The sequence below is a fragment of the Microcoleus sp. PH2017_28_MFU_U_A genome (assembly GCF_020738035.1).
In the GTDB taxonomy this organism is placed as follows: Bacteria; Cyanobacteriota; Cyanobacteriia; order Cyanobacteriales; family Microcoleaceae; genus Microcoleus.
On the sequence record NZ_JAEQCX010000122.1, the window covers coordinates 1 to 19,685 of the forward strand.

19 protein-coding genes are annotated in these 19,685 nt (G+C 46.0%); 12 read left to right on the forward strand and 7 right to left on the reverse strand.

The features are described 5' to 3' along the window. Positions 1–449: 449 nt before the first annotated feature. The gene (locus JGK14_RS27580; protein ID WP_293193734.1) at positions 450–1,259 is read right to left on the reverse strand and encodes a calcium-binding protein; all 810 of its coding nucleotides are present in this window, start codon (positions 1,257–1,259) and stop codon (positions 450–452) included. Between the two features lie 108 nt (positions 1,260–1,367). On the opposite strand from JGK14_RS27580, the gene JGK14_RS27585 reads away from it, so the two are divergent. From JGK14_RS27585 to nirD, 5 genes are all read left to right on the forward strand, one after another. Then, complete coding sequence (locus JGK14_RS27585; protein WP_293207204.1) at positions 1,368–2,348, forward strand: ABC transporter ATP-binding protein; 981 nt, start codon at positions 1,368–1,370, stop codon at positions 2,346–2,348. Positions 2,349–2,499: 151 nt separating this feature from the next. After that, the gene (locus tag JGK14_RS27590; protein WP_293186585.1) at positions 2,500–3,288 is read left to right on the forward strand and encodes an ABC transporter permease; all 789 of its coding nucleotides are present in this window, start codon (positions 2,500–2,502) and stop codon (positions 3,286–3,288) included. Between the two features lie 184 nt (positions 3,289–3,472). Then, entirely contained in the window at positions 3,473–3,838 is a 366-nt protein-coding gene (locus JGK14_RS27595) for a four helix bundle protein (RefSeq protein WP_293186586.1), read from the forward strand. Positions 3,839–4,102: 264 nt separating this feature from the next. After that, positions 4,103–6,667 carry a nitrite reductase large subunit NirB gene (gene nirB, locus JGK14_RS27600; RefSeq protein ID WP_325315722.1) on the forward strand — a complete coding sequence of 855 codons (2,565 nt, stop codon included), beginning with the start codon at positions 4,103–4,105 and terminating at the stop codon, positions 6,665–6,667. Positions 6,668–6,968: 301 nt separating this feature from the next. Further along, entirely contained in the window at positions 6,969–7,328 is a 360-nt protein-coding gene (gene nirD, locus JGK14_RS27605; RefSeq protein ID WP_293143783.1) for a nitrite reductase small subunit NirD, read from the forward strand. A gap of 2 nt (positions 7,329–7,330) precedes the next feature. On the opposite strand, the gene JGK14_RS27610 is transcribed toward nirD, so the two are convergent. Then, positions 7,331–7,492 carry a hypothetical protein gene (locus tag JGK14_RS27610; RefSeq protein WP_293230463.1) on the reverse strand — a complete coding sequence of 54 codons (162 nt, stop codon included), beginning with the start codon at positions 7,490–7,492 and terminating at the stop codon, positions 7,331–7,333. 173 nt (positions 7,493–7,665) lie between these two features. Here JGK14_RS27610 and JGK14_RS27615 point away from each other — a divergent pair, with 173 nt between their 5' ends. Further along, positions 7,666–9,759, forward strand: coding sequence for a HEAT repeat domain-containing protein (locus JGK14_RS27615; protein WP_293314115.1), 2,094 nt, complete (start codon positions 7,666–7,668; stop codon positions 9,757–9,759). A 115-nt stretch (positions 9,760–9,874) separates the two neighbouring features. Here JGK14_RS27615 and JGK14_RS27620 read toward each other — a convergent pair whose 3' ends face one another. After that, a complete protein-coding gene (locus tag JGK14_RS27620) occupies positions 9,875–10,369 on the reverse strand; it encodes a hypothetical protein (RefSeq protein WP_325315723.1) in 495 nt (164 codons plus the stop codon). A gap of 103 nt (positions 10,370–10,472) precedes the next feature. Here JGK14_RS27620 and JGK14_RS27625 point away from each other — a divergent pair, with 103 nt between their 5' ends. Next, positions 10,473–10,922, forward strand: coding sequence for an REP-associated tyrosine transposase (locus JGK14_RS27625; RefSeq protein WP_293186592.1), 450 nt, complete (start codon positions 10,473–10,475; stop codon positions 10,920–10,922). Between the two features lie 205 nt (positions 10,923–11,127). Here the strand turns inward: JGK14_RS27625 and JGK14_RS27630 are convergent, their stop codons facing one another. Then, complete coding sequence (locus JGK14_RS27630; RefSeq protein WP_293186594.1) at positions 11,128–12,855, reverse strand: pentapeptide repeat-containing protein; 1,728 nt, start codon at positions 12,853–12,855, stop codon at positions 11,128–11,130. 308 nt (positions 12,856–13,163) lie between these two features. Beyond that, positions 13,164–13,580: a hypothetical protein gene (locus JGK14_RS27635; protein WP_293186595.1), complete on the reverse strand. Its 417-nt coding sequence runs from the start codon at positions 13,578–13,580 to the stop codon at positions 13,164–13,166. Positions 13,581–13,766: 186 nt separating this feature from the next. Here JGK14_RS27635 and JGK14_RS27640 point away from each other — a divergent pair, with 186 nt between their 5' ends. From JGK14_RS27640 to JGK14_RS27655, 4 genes are all read left to right on the forward strand, one after another. Next, on the forward strand, positions 13,767–13,943 hold the full coding sequence (locus JGK14_RS27640; RefSeq protein WP_293186597.1) for a hypothetical protein: 177 nt from the start codon (positions 13,767–13,769) through the stop codon (positions 13,941–13,943). Positions 13,944–13,972: 29 nt separating this feature from the next. Then, positions 13,973–15,742: a S8 family peptidase gene (locus tag JGK14_RS27645; protein WP_293327830.1), complete on the forward strand. Its 1,770-nt coding sequence runs from the start codon at positions 13,973–13,975 to the stop codon at positions 15,740–15,742. Further along, positions 15,739–15,960 (forward strand): hypothetical protein, encoded by a 222-nt coding sequence (locus tag JGK14_RS27650; protein ID WP_293186601.1) that lies wholly within the window; start codon positions 15,739–15,741, stop codon positions 15,958–15,960. The genes JGK14_RS27645 and JGK14_RS27650 overlap by 4 nt, the downstream gene beginning before the upstream one ends. A 1,180-nt stretch (positions 15,961–17,140) precedes the next feature. Continuing rightward, positions 17,141–17,389, forward strand: coding sequence for a hypothetical protein (locus JGK14_RS27655; protein ID WP_293186603.1), 249 nt, complete (start codon positions 17,141–17,143; stop codon positions 17,387–17,389). A gap of 16 nt (positions 17,390–17,405) precedes the next feature. Here the strand turns inward: JGK14_RS27655 and JGK14_RS27660 are convergent, their stop codons facing one another. Then, positions 17,406–17,723 carry a hypothetical protein gene (locus JGK14_RS27660; RefSeq protein WP_293186604.1) on the reverse strand — a complete coding sequence of 106 codons (318 nt, stop codon included), beginning with the start codon at positions 17,721–17,723 and terminating at the stop codon, positions 17,406–17,408. A 384-nt stretch (positions 17,724–18,107) separates the two neighbouring features. On the opposite strand from JGK14_RS27660, the gene JGK14_RS27665 reads away from it, so the two are divergent. After that, positions 18,108–18,806 (forward strand): class I SAM-dependent methyltransferase, encoded by a 699-nt coding sequence (locus JGK14_RS27665; RefSeq protein ID WP_293186605.1) that lies wholly within the window; start codon positions 18,108–18,110, stop codon positions 18,804–18,806. 154 nt (positions 18,807–18,960) lie between these two features. Here JGK14_RS27665 and JGK14_RS27670 read toward each other — a convergent pair whose 3' ends face one another. Beyond that, positions 18,961–19,659: a class I SAM-dependent methyltransferase gene (locus tag JGK14_RS27670; RefSeq protein WP_293193221.1), complete on the reverse strand. Its 699-nt coding sequence runs from the start codon at positions 19,657–19,659 to the stop codon at positions 18,961–18,963. Positions 19,660–19,685: the final 26 nt, after the last annotated feature.

Below are 19,685 nucleotides of genomic sequence, written 5' to 3' on the forward strand. Positions count from 1 at the left end.
GGTACGTAGTTGCGCTTCAGCGCTCTTTCCGAATATATATAAAAAACGAAAAATTAGGTACGTAGTTGCGCTTCAGCGCTCTTTCCGAATATATATAAAGAGCGCTGAAGCGCAACAACGTACCTTGATCCAATCTTTGTCGAGCAAACAAACTCAACCTCAAATATTGTACCAAGAATTCTTCTATAATTGGTATTATTAGTAGACGAGCAATTGCATTCATTTCCAGCGAGCAGAAAATCATCTGCGGTTTATGTATCAAAGTCAGATTTATTTAATTCAAGTCTAATAAGGTGCATATAGCATTTATCAGAAAGATGAGGTATGACTGTAAATGGAGTTTTTGATGCGACCTCGCTTACTATATCATAAATACTAAGAGGGCCCAAGCCCAACAACGTACCTCATCTTTCTAATAAGGTGCGTATTTCGCACCCTACACCTACAGATTAAAGCAGAGAACTAGCATTAATCAAACGCCCGTTTAAATCTGCCGGAGTCACATTCAACACAGTCCCCAACAAAGCATTAGTAAAACCGAATCTAATATTAGTAGCTTCCACACGCCCATTACGATCGGGATCGAGACTTTGCTGCGAGATGCCGCCCTTGGCTAACAAACTCGTTCCCCCCGAGATACTTCCTGGATCGAGTAACAGTAGTCTCGGATCGTTTAAACTATAACTCACTTGTTCAAAAGTGATATTGCTGCTGGTGAATGCCGTACTAATTCCGATTGAATCGCTAGACTTATCAAAATCGATAATTACGGCGTCAGGAACTTCATTTCCAACTAATCTAAGTCCAGCTTGATCGACTCTCAAAACAAAGACATCGTTGCCCGCACCTCCTTTGTAAACATCCACATCTCTGTCGCCAATTAAAGTATCGTTGCCGTCACCACCGACTAACAAATCAACACCTTGCCCCCCGCGCAGCAAATCATTTCCCACGCCGCCATCAACGAAATCACTATTTTTATCTCCCGTCAAGAAATCGTTTCCAGCTTCTCCCAAAACATCGTCATCAGCTTTGCCGCCGTAAATAGAATCATCGCCGGCACCGCCAAACAGACTGTCTTTACCATCGTTGCCGAAAATCCTTTCTGCATCTGACGCGCCCCTGACAGTATCATTGCCGCCCAGCATCCAAACTCCCCCAGGAAAACTGGCAAGTTGTCCCGGTGCAAGTGTAATATTTTCAGCAGTATTGTCTCCTACCAAGCGAGGGATGCCAGAATTATCGGGGGTGAGTACCATAGTTGTAAATTTTGTGCGATGTGATAATGGATATCTTGTAATATTCTACAGCTTGGCACAACCCGATCGCGCGATCGCACATTAAAATAAAAGTTAAAACTAGAGCCAATGCCAATTATCTTAGTTAAAGACTTAAGCAAAGTTTATCCCGTAGCGATTAAGGAACCGGGACTGAAAGGAACCATGCAGCACTTTTTTAAGCGCACTTACCGCAATATCAAAGCAGTTGAGGGCGTTTCTTTCAGTATCGAACCTGGTGAAGTGGTGGGGTTTCTCGGCGCTAACGGTGCGGGCAAAACTACGACGCTGAAAATGTTGACTGGTTTGATTTACCCGTCTGATGGTACTGTCACTGTGTGCGATCGTACTCCTTTTGGCCGCGAAGCAGCTTTTCTGCAAAGAATCACCTTAGTTATGGGGCAGAAACAGCAGTTAATTTGGGATTTACCCGTACTCGACTCTCTGCGAATCAATGCCGCAGTCTACGGCATTCCCGATCGAGATTACCGACAGCGAATTGGAGAATTGACAGAAATGCTGTCACTAGAAGGCAAATTAAATCAGGCGGTACGCAAGCTGTCTTTAGGCGAGCGAATGAAAGCGGAATTGATGGCCGCACTGCTGCACCAACCGGAGGTATTATTTTTAGATGAACCGACTTTAGGTTTGGATATCAACGCACAGTTTAGTGTCAGGCAATTTCTGCGAGAATATAACGAGCGCTATCAAGCAACTGTGCTTTTGACAAGTCACTATATGGCTGACATTACGGCTTTATGCAAGCGTGTTTTGTTAATCCATGAAGGGCAATTAGTTTATGATGGCAGTTTGGACGGATTGCTCGACAGGTTTGCACCTTACCGAGAAGTCCAGGTAAAATTAGCCGAACCGCTAGCAAAAGATAGCGCTTTTGCTTACGGCGAGGTAGAATCTATTGAAGGTAATTCAGTCCGGTTTTTGGTCAAAAGGGAGGAGCTGACGGCGAGCGTGTCGAAGATTTTAGCCCAGTTGGAAGTGATAGATTTGACTGTCACAGATCCGCCAATTGAAGAGGTAATCGGTCGAGTTTTTCGCACGGGAAAAGTGTAGAGTTCCCCCAGATTACCTAAAAAGCAAGGTGTTTTATTCTCAAGATAAAGATAGGTACGTTGTTGGGCTTCAGCCCTCTTTCTATATACGCCGAAAGAGGGCTAAAGCCCAACAACGTACCTTTACCTATAATTTTTTTAGTGAGATTGATATGAAAAGAATCATCAGAATTGCTAAAACTTTGCTACTGACTTACTACGCTTATATGCTCGAATACCGGGCAGAATTGTTTTTGTGGGCCCTGTCGGGAGCTTTGCCGTTTATCTTGATGGGCGTGTGGATGCAAGCATCAGAAAGTGGTCAGTTTGGGCTAAAGGCGATCGACTTTGCCCGTTACTTTTTGGCAGCTTTCATTGTCCGACAAACTAATGTTGTTTGGGTGATTTGGGAGTTTGAAAAAGAAGTAGTCCAAGGCAAGTTATCTAATAGATTGTTGCAGCCTCTAGATCCAGTATGGCATCACTTCGCATCTCATGTTTCCGAAAGGTTTGCGAGGCTACCTTTTGTATTCGGATTAGTGCTGCTGTTTTTTGCACTTTACCCACAGTCTTTTTGGGTGCCGAGTTTGGGCAGGTTTTTGCTGTTTTCCTTGGTTGTCGTCTTGGCTTTTTGCTTGCGGTTCCTGATCCAGTATACCTTTGCGCTGTTTGCTTTTTGGATAGAGCGCGCAAGTGCGATCGAGCAATTTTGGTTCTTGATTTACCTGTTTTTATCGGGAATTATCGCACCGTTAGAAGTGTTTCCCCCAGCAGTGCGCGCAGTGGTTTTGTGGACTCCGTTTCCTTATTTGATTCATTTTCCTGCTTCAATTTTGATCGGATTGCCCGTTGATGTTGGCCGTGGTTTGTTGGTGATGCTGGGTTGGGGTGTGGTGTTTTTTGTGTGGAATCGCTGGCTGTGGCGGCAGGGTTTGAAACAGTATTCCGGTATGGGAGCTTAAACAGTTGACAGTTGACAGTTGACAGTTGACAGTGAAGAATTGACAGTTGACAGTTGGCAATTGACAGTTGAGAGGGGACTATTGACAGTTGACACTTGACAGTTCATAGTGGATATTTAGCGAACAATCTCGGGCACTATCAACTATCAACTATCAACTGTCAACTATCAACTATCAACTGTCAATGACTGATAACTCACCACTCAAAAATAAATCTTTTGCGTTTGCCGTCCGAACGGTAAACCTATATAAATACTTGTTTTTCAATAAAAAAGAATATGTATTGTCAAAACAACTACTACGATCTGGAACAGCTATCGGTGCATTAGTTAGAGAAGCAGAACAAGCAGAAAGCAAAGCCGATTTTATTCATAAACTAGCGATAGCCCTCAAAGAAGCCCACGAAACTGAATACTGGATATTGCTACTTCGAGAAACCGATTATCTCACCCCAAAAGAAAGCGAATCAATCTTAAACGACCTAAAAGAACTCCTAAAACTACTAACCAGCATCATCAAAACAACCAAACAAAAACTCAATGACAGTTGACAGTGAGCAGAGGGACTGTTGACAGTGAACAGATGGACAGTGGATATTTACCGAACAATCTCCTGCCCTGTGAATTATCAATTATCAACTGTCAATTATCAACTGTCAATTATCAACTGTCACCACACCTCATGCAAAAATGCAATCGCCACCATACGACAATTGCATAAAAGTTAACTTTTTGTATCCATACATACAAAAGTTTACAAAAAATTCTTATATTAATAAAACCAACGACGGATAAACGAGATAAAAGAGATTCTAATGACAGCCAAAAAAAATCTGATTGTAATTGGCAATGGTATGGTAGGTCACAAGTTCCTAGAGTTAATGGTGAGCTCGGATGCTGCCAAAAACTGGAATTTAATTACTTTTTGTGAAGAGCAGCGGGTTGCTTACGATCGCGTAAACCTCAGCGGATTTTTCTCTGGGAAAACGGCGGGAGATTTATCTCTAGTTGCACCGGGATTTTATCAAGAAAATGGTATTCAAATTCACATCGGCGACAAAGCAGTCGCCATCAATCGCGAACAAAAAACTGTCTCTTCAGCCAACGGTTTAGAAGTTCCCTACGACAAACTTGTACTCGCTACGGGTTCCTATCCATTTGTACCGCCTATCAAAGGCAAAGACGCGGCTGGTACTTTTGTTTACCGGACAATTGACGATTTGGAGGCGATGTCAGATTATGCTAAAAATTGCAAAATAGGTGTAGTAATTGGCGGCGGTTTGTTAGGCTTGGAGTGCGCTAATGCTCTCCAAAATATGGGTTTAAAAACTCATGTGGTTGAGTTTGCGTCGCGGCTGATGCCCGTGCAAGTTGATGAGGTTGGTGGTGCGATTCTCCGTAACAAAATTGAGGAGTTGGGGGTTTCGGTTCACACTAGCAAATCTACCACCGAAATTGTTAGCGAAGATGGCAAAGTTTCTAAGATGCTGTTTGCTGATGGTTCGGAATTGGCAACGGATATGATTGTGTTTTCTGCTGGCATTCGCCCCCGAGATGAAATCGCCCGAGATTGCGGGATTGCGGTGGGAGAGCGCGGCGGTATTACGATCAATGATAGCTGCCAAACTTCGGATTCTGATATTTATGCGATCGGCGAATGCGCGCTTTATCAAAATCGCATCTACGGTTTAGTTGCCCCTGGTTATACAATGGCTGGCGTAGCAGCAGATATTTTGAGCAGCGCTGCGGATGACGGGCAAGATGCCCGTCCCACAAGCACTTTCACTGGTGCGGATATGTCCACAAAACTGAAACTTTTGGGTGTGGATGTGGCGAGTTTTGGTGATGCTTTTGCGAATTCTGCCGGTGCTAAAGAGATTGTTGTTGCTGACAATTTCCAAGGCACTTACAAGAAATTAGTTTTAAATCAAGATGGTAGCCGAATTTTAGGCGGTATTCTCGTCGGAGATGCTTCTGCTTACGGCACTTTGCTGCAATTCATGCAAAATGATATTGCTTTGCCGCCACATCCTGAAGATTTGTTGATGCCACCGCGCGAAGGCGGAGCACCTGCTGGTTTTGGTGTGGAAAGTCTGCCGGATTCTGCTCAAATTTGTTCTTGCAATAATGTCAGTAAAGGGCAGATTTGTGAGGCGATTCGCGATCGCAATTTAACTGATGTCGGCAGTGTCAAGAAATGCACTCAAGCTGGTACGGGCTGCGGCGGTTGCGTGCCTTTGGTGACGGATATCTTTAAGTCGGAGATGAAGAAAGCCGGGTTTGCGGTCAAAAATAATCTCTGCGAACATTTTGAGTTTTCCCGTCAAGAATTGTACCATTTGGTGCGCTCTCAAGAGCTGAAAAGCTTTGATGAGACGATCGCCAAACACGGCAAAGGGCACGGCTGCGAAATTTGCAAGCCTGCTGTGGCTTCGATGCTGGCTTCTACTTGGAACGACCATATTCTAGAGAAGTCTCACGTTGGTTTGCAAGATACCAACGATTACTATTTGGCAAACATTCAGCGCGACGGTACTTATTCGGTGATACCGCGCATCCCGGGTGGAGAAATTACGCCGGAGAGGTTGATTGCTTTGGGAGAAGTTGCCAGGGATTTTGGGCTTTATACTAAGATTACTGGCGGACAGCGGATCGATTTGCTTGGTGCTCGGGTGGATCAGTTGCCGCATATTTGGCACCGCTTGATTGATGCGGGATTTGAGTCTGGACACGCTTATGGTAAGGCTTTGCGGACTGTCAAATCTTGTGTTGGTAGCACTTGGTGCCGCTTTGGGGTGCAGGATTCGACGAGTTTGGCGATCGAGGTTGAGTTGCGCTATCGCGGTTTGCGATCGCCCCACAAGCTCAAGTCTGCTGTCTCTGGCTGCACTCGCGAATGCGCGGAAGCTCAAAGCAAGGATTTTGGGATTATTGCTACTGAGAATGGTTGGAATTTGTACGTGTGCGGTAACGGCGGGATTAAGCCGCAGCACGCGGTTTTGCTGGCGGCGGATATCGATAAGGAAACTTTGATTAAGTATATCGATCGCTTTTTGGTCTTGTACATTCGCACGGCCGATCGCCTGGAACGCACCGCTACTTGGTTGAACAAGCTTGAGGGCGGTATTGAATACTTGAAGCAGGTGATTATTGAGGATTCTCTGGGCATTTGTGCTGAGTTGGAGGCGCAGATGGAGCATTTGGTGAATACTTATCAATGCGAGTGGAAAACGACGATTGAAGACCCGCAAAAGGTGCAGCGATTCCAGCATTTTGTGAATTCCGATTTGCCAGATCCGAGTATTGTTCGTGTCGAGGAACGGGGACAAAATCGCCCTGCTTACGAGGATGAAAAGGCTCTAGCTGGAGTTTCGGAATAATTCCAAGCGTGTCAACTTGAACTTAAACCTATTGTCAGCTTGATTGTTTTAGGCAAAGCCCCGGATCCCCCCTAACCCCCCTTAAAAAGGGGGGGACAGGAGTATTATCAAAGTTCTCCTAACCCCATTAAAAAAAGGGAGGAACAGGAGTATTATCTTGCGTCCCCCTTAAAAAGGGGGATGCGAGGGGGATCGATGCTCCCAGACAAACGAGAGCGCTCGTAGGTTTTAGCCAATTGTTGATAGGATGAAAGCCGTAGACTGGGAACGAGATTAGTCATATTAAATTAACAGGAAAAAAATGGTTCAATCATTACAGGTATCCGATACAGTAACAACTTGGGTAGATGTGTGCTCCCTGGATGCGATCGCCCCAAATACAGGAGTTTGTGCTTTGGTGGCTGGGGAACAAGTGGCTGTTTTCCGAGTGGGAAACGGGGATGAACTGTATGCTTTGAGCAATTACGACCCGTTTAGCAAGGCTTTTGTGTTGTCCCGAGGACTTGTGGGCGATCGCAGCGGCACTCTAAAAGTTGCTTCTCCGATTTACAAGCAGAATTTTAGCTTGGCTACTGGCCAGTGTTTGGACGATGAAACGGTAACAATTCCGACTTTTCGGGTTCGGGTTGCAGGCGATCGCGTCCAAGTAGCAGCTAGCTAGATTCAACGCCCCAATTGTTCGAGATCCATCCGCCAACACCCAACATTCCGATTGGGTGGTGGCGGATTTTGCATTGGGGCGCGATCGAGCCAGTAGTTTTGATATAAAATAGAGTCGATCGGCTGCATACTACAATCTGGATCGGACAGCGGTAGAAATCGCATCTACAGTCAAACTTTCGTCCGCCTGCACGGTGTAAAGAAGATAGCGTAATTTCAACCACTCGGTTTTCAATCCGCTATACAAGCGGGTTTTGTATCTATAGAAGCCGTTTCAACCGCGAGCGTCTTATTTCAGATTTTCAATCCAAACAAACTTTAGGGGGTAGGATATCACTATGTTATTAAAAAAACTTGTTGTCGAAAATAATCCCCAGACAGTGGCAGAGTTAATCGACGCACAACTCAAAACAGGTCAACTGACTGGGGCCGAACTCCAAACACAAGTTTTCGGCCAGCACTGGCGAGATGAATCTTTGCACGAATTCCTCCGAGAAATTGCAGCCAAGCTCGACAAAGAAACAGCGAGCGAAGTTATAGAATATTTGATAACTCAAAATGGTCAACAAGAAAAATTTATTAATTTATTTTTAGCAGCAGAATGCCTATCAAGAGTTAAAAATGGCATCAATGAAACAACAGAAAAAAAACTGTTAAACGCTTTAAAAAAGTTATCGCAATACGGTACGGTTTTTCTGATTCTTTATCAAAGCGCTGAAGAATTGCAGGAAACTTATCAAATTCGCTATCGATCGATCGCCGCGATCGCCCAAACTTGGAAAAACGACCCGCAAACCCTGCCTTGGCTCAAAATACTAGCACACTCCAGCGACAGCGGCGAAGTCCGCGCCACAGCAGTCAAAGCCATAGCCTGCGGTTGGCCTGACGAACCAGAAATTTATCTGATGCTCAAAAACCTCGCTAAATCCGATCGAAGCTGGGCAGTGCGATCGGCTGCAATCGAAGAAATGGCTTCTGGTTGGCCCTCTAACAGCGATACCTTGCCGCTGCTGGCGGTTCTGGCTCAGTCCGATCGCAGTCCCGCAGTCCGCACCTGCGCCCTGGAACAGTTGGCCTCTCATTGGCCCGATCGCACAGATACCTTGCTGCTGCTGAGAACGGCCGCCGAATCCGACGAAAATTTGGGAGTGCGAGTCGTAGCGTGGCAAGAAATAGCCAGAGGTTGGCACAGCGTTTTAGGCACGGTGTCCCAGCTTCAAAACCTTGCCCAGACAGGAAGTTCTACCCTGCGAACAGTAGCGGTGCGGGAATTGGCAGCGGGTTGGCCCGCCGATGACGAGGTTTGCTTGCTGCTGAAAACCCTAGCCACCTCCGACAGCAACGAAGAAGTGCGAACAGCGGCGATCGAAGAATTGGCCTCGCGCTGGCCGGGCGAACCAGATATTTACCCGCTGCTGAAAAGTCTCGCCCAGTCCGACGCGAGTTCCACCGTCCGGCAGGCGGCAGTCCAAGGAATTGCCTCTGGCTGGCCATCTAAGCCCGAAACTCTGGCTTTTTTGCAAAATATAGCTACGAGCGATCTCGACGCCGAACTGCGCGAAATAGCCTTGCAACAAATTGCCTCCTGTTGGCCCGACAGCCCAGAGACACTGCCCCTGCTGCAAAAAATTGCGAACTCAGATGATTATTGGACTGTGCGGCAAGTGGTAGTAGTAGCCGCAGCCACCTTACCGTCAGCCAGTCTCGAAGTCTTTGAATGGTTGAAAATTCTGGCTGAATCAGACAGACACATCAACGTCCGAGAAACTGCGGTGGAACAGATAGCAAGAGGCTGGGGACACCGGGGCGAGACGCTGCCTTTTCTCAAACAACTGGCGGAGTCGGAGCCCAATTCTCACTTGCTGAGCGTGCTGGTGCGAGAAATAGCGCGGGGATGGCCGCAAGAGCCGGAAACCTTGTCTTGGTTGAAAATTCAGCTTGATGCTGGGGATGAGGAGGTGCGTGAGGTGGCGGTGCAGGAACTTGCTCGCAATTGGCCCGATGGTGCTGAAACTTTGCGGATGTTGGAGGCTAAAGCAGAGGGCGATGAGAGTTCGGCTGTTAGGAAAATTGCTTTGCAAAAGTTAGCCCGGGGGCGGACAAATGAGTCTCAAACTTTTGAGTGGCTGAAAATTAGGGCCGAGCAGGATGATGATTCGCAAGTGCGGGCGATCGCTCTGGTAGAGTTAATTCGGGGATGGAAGGACGAACCGGGAATGTTTGAGTTTTTGCGCCACAGAGCTCTTACCGATGCCTACGATAGAACAGGTTCTTTTGCTTACAATCCCCGGTTTACAGCACTCGAAGCAATTATCGAACATTATCCCGAAAATGAGGAAACTTTGCGATTGGTGCGATCGCTCGCAGTTGCCGATGCAGACGAGCAAGTGCGGGCTTTAGCGGGCCGCCAACTGGCGAGTCAAGATTGGTAATTGGTTGGCTGGTGGAGGAATAGTGCGATCGGGCTATTTATAACGGTGCTCAGAAAGATGAGGTATGTTGTTGGGCTTGGGCCCTTCTTAGTTTAGTGGTTATATGAGCTGTCAGTTATACCTCATCTTTTTGAGAAAGGCTATATATTGATTTTGCCGCACGATTGATGTTGATTCTTGTACCGAATTGATGTTGATTTTTCCACGCGAGCGATGGGTATTTTTCCACGCGAGCGATGGGTATTTTTCCACGCGAGCGATGGGTATTTTTCCACGCGAGCGATGGGTATTTTTCTATTTTTCCACGCGAGCGATGGGTATTTTTCCACGCGAGCGATGGGTATTTTTCCACGCGAGCGATGGGTATTTTTCCACGCGAGCGGGGACGCTCGCACTGTGGGATTTCCGACAATTTTTGTTGATTTTTGCTCGGGATTGGGCTATTCTTTCCCGCGAGCGGGGACGCTCGCACTGTGCAATTTCCGGCGATTTTTGCCAATTTTGATCCGCGAGCGATGGGTATTTTTTCACGCGAGCGGGGACGCTCGCACTGTAGGATTTCCAGCGATTTTTGCCAATTTTGATCCGCGAGCGATGGGTATTTTTCCACGCGAGCGGGGACGCTCGCACTGTAGGATTTCCGGCGATTTTTGCCAATTTTTCCACGCCGTCCCTGGCACTCAATCCAATTTGCAATTAAATGAGGTAAATCAATGTCATTGAAACAAGATTTTATTCAATTACCACTCCCCAAGAATATCCATTTTATAACATTCGTTACCTGGGAAAGACTAGAACTAACTCCACCGGCTCGACAAGTTGTTCTAGATTCTACCTTGCACTTTCACAACCAAAGATATCAACTATTCGCTGCCGTTATTATGCCAGATCACGTACATCTTTTGCTTCAGCCTTTTCCGAAGTCTGATTCTCAAGACTGGTCAATTGGAAGCTTGCTTCATAGTCTTAAAGGTTTCAGTTCAACCGAGATTCCTAAAGTAATGAAGCATATCGGTAAAGTTTGGCAAGATGGGCGACACGCGGAAATTATTAACAGCCACCAACATTTTATCAATACCTGGGAATATATTAAACAAAATCCTGTCAAAGCTAACTTATCAGATACACCTGAAAAATATCCTTTTTTCTGGGAAAACAGCTAATCTGACGACAAAAAGTGCTGTCCCCGCTCGCGGCCCGGGGTGAAACACGCGATCGCAAAAAAACAGTGCGAGCGTCCCCGCTCGCGGGCTTTCGAGAAACTCGCGGGCTTTTGTGTACGCAGAAACAGTGCGAGCGTCCCCGCTCGCGTGTACAATACGCGAGCTCCGGACAGCACTCTAAATGCAAAACTGAGATGCTCCCTATTCATTCCCACAAAAGGGCGATCGCAAATCGCACCGCTTCCCCCATCATCGAACAGCGAATACTCGCCGACGCCGTTTTCTCCCACCTCAACAACTGTTCCCGAAAACCCGCGTCTTGCTTGGCCCGCTCCACGATCGCCTGACTGATTACTTTCTTCTGAATCTGCTCTGTCGGAACACCTTCCTGCTTCAAATAATCCAACAACCGCTGTACGCTTTCAGAGAATTTATCCGGCGTCTGAGACATCAAAATAAACGAAATTTGGCGCACCATTCGCTCGTAGATTTCCTGTCTTCTGAGCAACACCTCTTTTGGGAGCGGCCTTGGTGGCTGCGGTGTTGCTGACTCCTCCTGCGAACCGTTATCCGCAACAGCCAATCCCAGCAAAATCAAAATTTCAGCGCCCTTAGCTAAAACCTTTTCCAACATATCTGGATAAAGCGCCAATATGCGATCGCCCAAAATCTTACCATTCACCAAACGGTTCGCGCTCAGCCGCAGTAAATTTTGCTCTCGGGCAGACTCAAAAAATTGAATGTTCAACTGAAGTTCGCAACTCTCTAACTCCACCCGACGCACCGTAAACACCAAAGCCTCCCAATTAGGAAACTCACCAAAACACACCTCCACAATCGAACTTTCCTCGTGATACTGCTGTCCCAATTCCCCAGACTCAAAATCGCGATCGACCGGAAAGCGATTTGCCACAACTTTCGCAGTATAATCAAAGTCAGTAAAAACATAACGACAGTTAACTTTAGACAGCTCGACATCTTGAACCTGCCAATTTTGAATGCAGCACCCCGTAAGCTGCGCCCCCTCCAAATCCGTCCGAATTAAATGGCACTCAATCAAACAAGCTTCTCTTAAATCCGCTTCAGCCAACATCGAATCCACCAAATAAGCGCCGCTTAAATCAGCTTTCCGCAAATCAGCACTGCGTAAATTAGCCTCGCTCAAATCCGCCCGCAGCAAATACACTTCTTGCAAGTTAGCTCGCAGCAAAAGCGCCTGCTTAAAACTCGCTTTCAATAAATAAGCACCCGCCAGATTCGCTCGACTCAAATCAGCCCGATCCAGCACCGCCTCAGTCAAATCCGCCCCCGCCAGCACAGCTCGGTGCAAGTCAGCGCCCGTCAGATTTGCCGATCGCAAAATCGCACCATTCAAGTCAGCTTCAATCAAATTTGCACCGCTCAAAATTGCCGATCGCAAATTCGCTTCCACCAAATGCGCTTCCCGCAAATTAGCACCCGTCAAATTCGCACCAACAAGACTCGCGCGGTTGAGATTCGCCTCCATCAATTCCGCCCCCATCAACTGCGCGCCGTCGAGTTTAGCTTTTTCTAAATTAATTTGGTCAGATTTAACTCCTTGAAGATTAGCACCGCCCAAATCCGCCTCGCACAGCGCCGCCCAATTAAGATCTGCTGCTTCCAAACAACCAAGACGCAAATCTGCTTTCGCAAGATTTGCTCCGCTCAAATTTGCCCCAGTCAGATTCGCCCCAGCCATCCCCGCACTGCGGAGATCCGCGCGGCGCAAACAAGCCCCAATTAACTTAGCATTGCTCAAAAAACACCAGCTCAAATTAGCACCCGTCAAGTTAGCACCAGTTAAGTCTATTTCTCGAAGGTTGACACCGCTTAAACTAGCACCGCTGAGGTCAATATGAGCAAAGTTACGCTCTCCCTCTTGGTAGCGCTGTAAAAATTCCTGTATTTGCATTCGCAGGGGAAGGGGAAGGTAAAAAACAATTTATAGTCGGGTAAAATAACAGTTATCTCGTTTGTAGTGAGGACTTCAGTCCTCGGATTTTATGCGGACTGAAGTCCTCACTACAGGGAGCCTCTGAGTTTTGCATTTGTAGTGCGAGCGTCCCCGCTCGCGTGCTTTATAAAGCACGCGAGCGGGGACAGCACTGAAAGAAAAAATGCTTTTTGCAAAAATGAGATGCTCCCTCACTACAAACCTATTTGATTGCGAGCTATCTACCGGACATCAGAGGATTCAGAAATGGCATTGACTCTATAATCTTAGAGAAATCTCTGCAATTCCTGTTGCAAATACTTTGCCCATTTAGTTGCTAGAGGAACTTCTGTAAAAGGAACCTGCACCGCCGCAGTATCTTTTAACAGAAATTCTATGGCGATCGCTTTTCCAGAATTCGGCGGCGATTCTAAATCTACCACAGCACCGTTAACTAACAACCGCAGCGACTGCACATTTTTCAACGAAAAACTTTGCAAATTCACAGGGCCGCTGCGAGTAGGTTTCCCCCAAGTCAAACAGTCTTCTTGCTGACCGAGTACAGCATAAATATCGTATTTTGCCTTAGCGAATTGTTCCGCCCAGACGCGATACGCTTCTAACTTTTGATACTCGTTCCATCCAGCCCAAGCCAGAGCAATAAAAAGTGCCAGCAGCGGCAGCCACATTAAACCTCTTTCCATGCAATATCCTTTTCATTCAGTTGACAGTTGACAGTTGACAGTTGACAGATGAGGGCGACCTCTACCTAAAAGGAAGAGGATTGGAGTAATGAATAGTTTTCTTTTAATTTATCCGGATCGGGGAGAGGCTTTAAACCAATTATTTCTGGTAAAAAATACTCCCGGTTTTGTTTGCCATCTCCTCTCATGATACAATTGATTGAACTCCTCAAACTTGCTCGGCAATTTAAACTAGAAATTATACCAATTTGCGATCGCACGGGCAGCCCCCACCACCACATACCAAAGGCCCGCCCGCGAGTTATCCAGCAGCCGCCACCCGTAAAACTGGCGATCGCACTGAAAATTGGGTTATTGTGGTGAACAAGCCTTCCCTAAACGGACGATCGGCCATGAAAAAGTTTTTCCTTTTGTGCTTATTTTTAATCGGGCTCGGCTGGGCGATTTCAAATTTCCCAGGACTGGCTACTCAAGGCACTTACGACTCGATTGTGCTGGATTTCCGCGAAGATATCGGTGCTGCCCAGATTGCCAAAGAAGTAAATGCGATCGCCCAACAGTACCAAATATCACCCCAACTCAACAGCGAATTCTCAACATCAGATAATGTGTATGTTGTCAAGGGCGATCGCACTTTGCTAAAAGCCCTGAGAAAATCAAATTTGGCTAAAGATACCGAATACATTGAACCGAACTACGTATACAGCGCTTTCGAGATTCCCAACGACCCCATGTATACCAAGCAGTGGAATCTTCGCAGCATCAACGTAGAATCTGCCTGGAACGAAACCAAAGGCAGCGGTACAACAGTAGCGATAATTGACACCGGCATTACCCCCGTTGCCGACTTAAAAGAAACCAAATTTGTACCGGGCTACGACTTTGTAAACGATCGCGCCGAAGCCTACGATGACCACGGCCACGGTACTCACGTCGCAGGTACTGTCGCCCAATCAACTAACAACAACTACGGCGTCGCAGGCATCGCCTACGAAGCAGCTTTAATGCCGCTCAAAGTATTAGGCGGCAGCGGTGGCGGTACAGTTTCCGACATTGCCGAAGCAATTAAATTTGCAGCAGACAATGGCGCAGATGTCATCAACATGAGTTTAGGTGGCGGTGGCGAAAGTCAGTTAATGGAAGAGGCGATCGACTACGCCCACTCTAAAGGCGTTGTCATCATCGCAGCCGCAGGCAACTCCGGCGAAAGTTCCGCTTCCTATCCCGCCCGCTATCCCCACGTCATCGGCGTTTCTGCCCTCGGCCCCAACGAAGAAAAAGCCGATTATTCCAATTTCGGCGCCGGGGTTGACATTTCTGCCCCCGGTGGTTCTGAACTGGGCAAAATTCTCCAAAGTACGATCGACCCAGAAACAGGAAACGAAGTCTTTGAAGCCTACCAAGGCACCAGCATGGCTTCTCCCCACGTCGCCGGCGTAGCAGCCCTAATCAAAGCCTCCGGCATCACAGAACCAGACCAAATTCGCAGCATACTCTTGCAATCCTCGCGAAATGTCACAGAAGACCCCTTAAACCATTTTGGTTCGGGACATCTAGACGCAGGCGCAGCAGTTCAGCTAGCCCAGCGTGGACAAATCAACTTCCGCGACTTCTTCCGCTGGCTGCGCGACAACGGCTATCTCAGCCCCCGCTTCTGGATTGACGGCGGTGCAGTCGCCCTGTTGCCGAAAATTGCCATGGTGCTCGGTTCTTACCTGCTGGCTTTCATTTTGCGGAATTATTTCCCCTTCCAGTGGACTTGGGGCTTTTCCGGCGGCTTGATTGCTGGAAGTTCTGGCTTCTGTTTCCTCCGCAACTTGTTCGTATTTGACTTGCCGCAGTGGCCGATGAGAATCATGGGTAGTTCTATCCCCGAACTCGGCGGTGCAATTAACGGCAGCAGTATGCTGAATCCCTTATTTGCTAGCGTTTTAATTCCCGGGATTTTGATTGTTTTGCTGTTGGGACACAGAGAGTGGAAGTGGATCGCGATCGCAACTTCGATCGGCTTTGCTAGCTGTTTAGCAGTGAATGCTGTTCTCTCTCCCGCAGTTTGGGGATTGGGAACTGGTTTAGTAGCACAAACATTCTTGATTGTCAATGCTTTGTTGTGTTTTGGATTGGCACGTTTGGCTATTAAAACAGAGGCGCAGTCAGCATGAGTATTACAGTCAAAGGCGAAATTGAACGCAAAGGATTAGGCCCGGGCACTTGGGCTTTAATCGGCGAAGATGGGGAAACCTACGAACTTAAGGATGCTCCTTCTGAGTTGAAAAAAGCTGGTCTTAAAGTCAGCGTCAAAGGTGAAATCCGCAAGGATGTAATGACTTTTGCGATGATCGGCCCGGTGCTTGAGGTGCAGTCTTTCGATCTGTTGTAGGTCGATCGACTCGATCCAGCTTTCGATCAAAAAAAACCCCGGCCAAAATTGGCTGGGGTTTATTAATCAGGGTGCATCTACATAATTTAATCTCCGCTCCGACAGCACCACATTCAGGAAAATTTAGAAAATTTATTTCAGCAACTCGGTTTCTTCTCACATCTTGCACCATTCTCAAGAACGGGCAAGATGCCCGTTCCACAAAAGATGAATTTTCTTGTGGAACAGGCATCTTGCCTGTTCATAAAAAGGTAATTGAGAATGGTGCAAGATCTCAGTTTCTTTCAACATTTGTCGTAACCCAAGAGCAAAACTCCTAGAAACCGGGTTTCTGAGCTTATACTTCAGCCCTCAAACAGTCGCTACCTCTGGTTATATCTAATTTTTGCCAAAAAAAACCCGGCCAAAATTGGTCGGGAGTTAATTAATCAGGGTGCATCTACCAACTAAGCTTCCTCAGAATTCCAGCGCAATCCGGAAACTTACCTCAAATTTTTTCAGCATCAGCCTTAACACAAAAAAAACCCGGCCAAAATTGGCGCGGGAGTTAATTAATCAGGGTGCATCTACTAATTTAGTCTCCGGCGCGACAGTACCTCGTTCCGGACAGTTTGGGAAATTAGTCAGAGTTGATGGCTTGATATCGTTTCCGGTTGTATCGGAATTATTTAACCGCAGAGAGCGCAGAGGACACAGAGAGAGAAGATGGAGATGAATACAGGGCTATGCAATCGGATTTGATCTGAGGTGCGATCGACAAAAAAAACTCCCGGGCCAAAATTGGTTGGGAGTTAATTAATCAGGGTGCATCTACTAATTTAGTCTCCGGTAGCACCGTACCTCTTTCGGGATAGTTTCGGAAATTTGCCAGAATTTGCTCATAAAGTGCGATCGCCAAAAAAAAACCCCCAAACCAAAATTGGCGTGGGAGTTAATTAATCAGGGTGCATCTACTAATTTAGTCTCCGGTAGTACCGTACCTCTTTCGGGATAGNNTGCATCTACTAATTTAGTCTCCGGTAGTACCGTACCTCTTTCGGGATAGTTTCGGAAATTTGCCAGAATTTGCTCATAAAGTGCGATCGACAAAAAAAACCCGGCCAAAATTGGTCGGGAGTTAATTATCAGGGTGCATCTACTAATCTACTCTCCGGTAACACCACACCTTTTTCCGGAGAATTTGGGAAATTTGCGAGAATTTACGGCTGTGCGTGCGATCGCTCAAAAAAAACCCGGCCAAAATTGGTCGGGAGTTAATTATCAGGGTGCATCTACTAATCTACTTTCCTGGGAATTCAGTAGCAATCCGGACAGTTGTATCAAAATTTTCAACAGATCGCTTGATGATACCCAAAATCTGAATTTCGCAGTCGGGAGGGGCGATCGTATTTCGGATGGAGCGATCGAGCTAGCGTCAGCCCCAGAATAGAGTTTGGGGCTGGGTATTACCGCCGTTTGTTTTGATTTGTCGGCGGTTTGACAGGCTCTTGTCTGTTTAAGTAGTATAAAAGTGCGATCGTTCCCCCTATCAAGATACCTACTACTACCAAACCAACAGCTATAACTTTTGCTCCTCCAGAAAAAAACACGTAAATAAACCCCAGATAAGGAACCCCTAACAAAATAGCAGTAGCTATCGTTTTTAAAGAAGTTAATTTAATCTCTATTTCCAGATGCTTGTAAGGTTTTCCTTGAAATTTGTAGTAGGTTCTAGATGAACCTAAACGCTGTGGACGAGTTATCAATGGTTTTGGACTAGGCATACCGTACTATTGGGGATATGTTCGTTAATAGTTATTTGTTCTGAAGTTTCCTATTTAATCCGGATTGAATCAGGGAAGGATGTAGATTGGAAGTTTGCGGTATATAAAAAAAGGCAAATTGCACTGCTACATCGGGTGCATCTCAATGCAAGCGAAGATATCCGTAGGGGCGAAGCATGACCGCAGTCAATATGAGATGATAACTAATAACTTATATGCGGTCATGCTTCGCCCTCTTCCAAAACCAGATGCACTGCCACATCTCGCATAACGCATCTATTCTCTTCGCAGAACCACATCTATTTTCCTGAAACCCTTACCAAAATCATGTATTAATTAATTATCTCTAGTTGCAATACATTTGATTTTGATTGGAAGAGAATTATGAGTGAGTTCGATATTACAAGTTTTGATTTTGCAGACTTTGGCTGTTCTAACGGTAGCTCAATTCAATTTGGAATCAACATACTCAAAGGGCGTAAGGGATTTGGCATCGATCTCGATCCGAAGAAGGTAGCATCAGCCAAAGCTGCTGGATATGATGCCATCAAAGGAGATTTTTGCAATCTCGATCTCCCTGATGGTTGCGTGGATTTTACAATTCTCAACCATACTTTGGAGCATTTACCTAAATTAGATTATGCCAAAGAAGCCATAAAAAATGCTATCCGAATTTCTAGAAAATTCGTTTTTATTAAAGGGCCTTTTTTTGATGCCGATGACTACTTAAAATCTTTAGGACTAAAATTTTATTGGTCTGACTGGACAGGTCATACTTTACATCTCCAAGCCCAACAGGTAAAGAACATTCTTGAAGAACTCAATGTTCCCAACTATGAAATTTATGGGAGAGTCTTGGTCAACTCTTCTCAAGATACAACTATTCACCCGTTATCGTCACTCAAAAACCAACAGCATTGGGAACAAGAAAAACATGAAGTAAAACCAATAGTGGAATTCAACCAACCAGTTTATCGAGAAGTTGTTGGCATTATTTGGTTGTCTAATAATGTAAGTGTATCCGATGTTCGCAATCTCCCATACAAACATTTGATTTATCAAAAAGGTCTCACTTTTTCTTGAGCGACTGAGCAAAGGTACGTAGTTGCGCTTCAGCGCTCTTAGCTAATATCAGGAAAGAGCGCTGAAGCGCAACTACGTACCTAATTTGTCAAATGCTGTAAACTATCAACAGTCAACAGTCAACCGTCAACTGTCAACTGTCAAAAGATATAATTCAGACTTTTGACAAAATCCACATTCCATGACAATTTCCATCAGCGCCAGGGATACTGTTACGAATATCTGTTTTAGCTAGCTGAGTTAAATGTGGCAATAAAGCCCGGATTTCTTCATCAGACAAGTGTTCAAGTTTTTGGCGCAGTTTAATACCAGCATCGTTCCAGTAACACCCACGTAAAATTGTAATATCTGGGAAAATTTCCTGGATGCTATCAGCATTGTAGCCGACGCGATAATGCTGGTGATTTTTCCAGACACTTTCTCTCATTTTTTTATTGAGGTTAGTTTCATGACTGGCAAATGGAACAAGTGCAAATACATACTTCCGTGATGCTGCACGCATATTAATCGCTGCTTTTTTGTCAGCCTCGATATGTTCTAGGACTTCAATCGAGGCTACTAGATCGTAGGATTCTGATGAGGGAGTCAAAGTATCGTAAGTGTCACATTTGACATTTTCAATCACCCATTCGGTGGCCATCCGCATCCCTAATCGCTGTTGAATATTGGCTTTAGTATCAATATCCGTGAGGTAAAACTCAATTGCAGGAAATTCTAGAGCGAGAGCTACCTCCGTTAATCCAGCTCCACAGCCAACGCTGAGAAAGGATTTGATTTCTGCCGTTTTTAAGGCTTCGATTAATCCTTCACGCATCTGAAGATAGCGTAGGTAAGCCCATCGCTTTCGGGTCATTAGTTGGAGCTGAACTTTATTGAGAT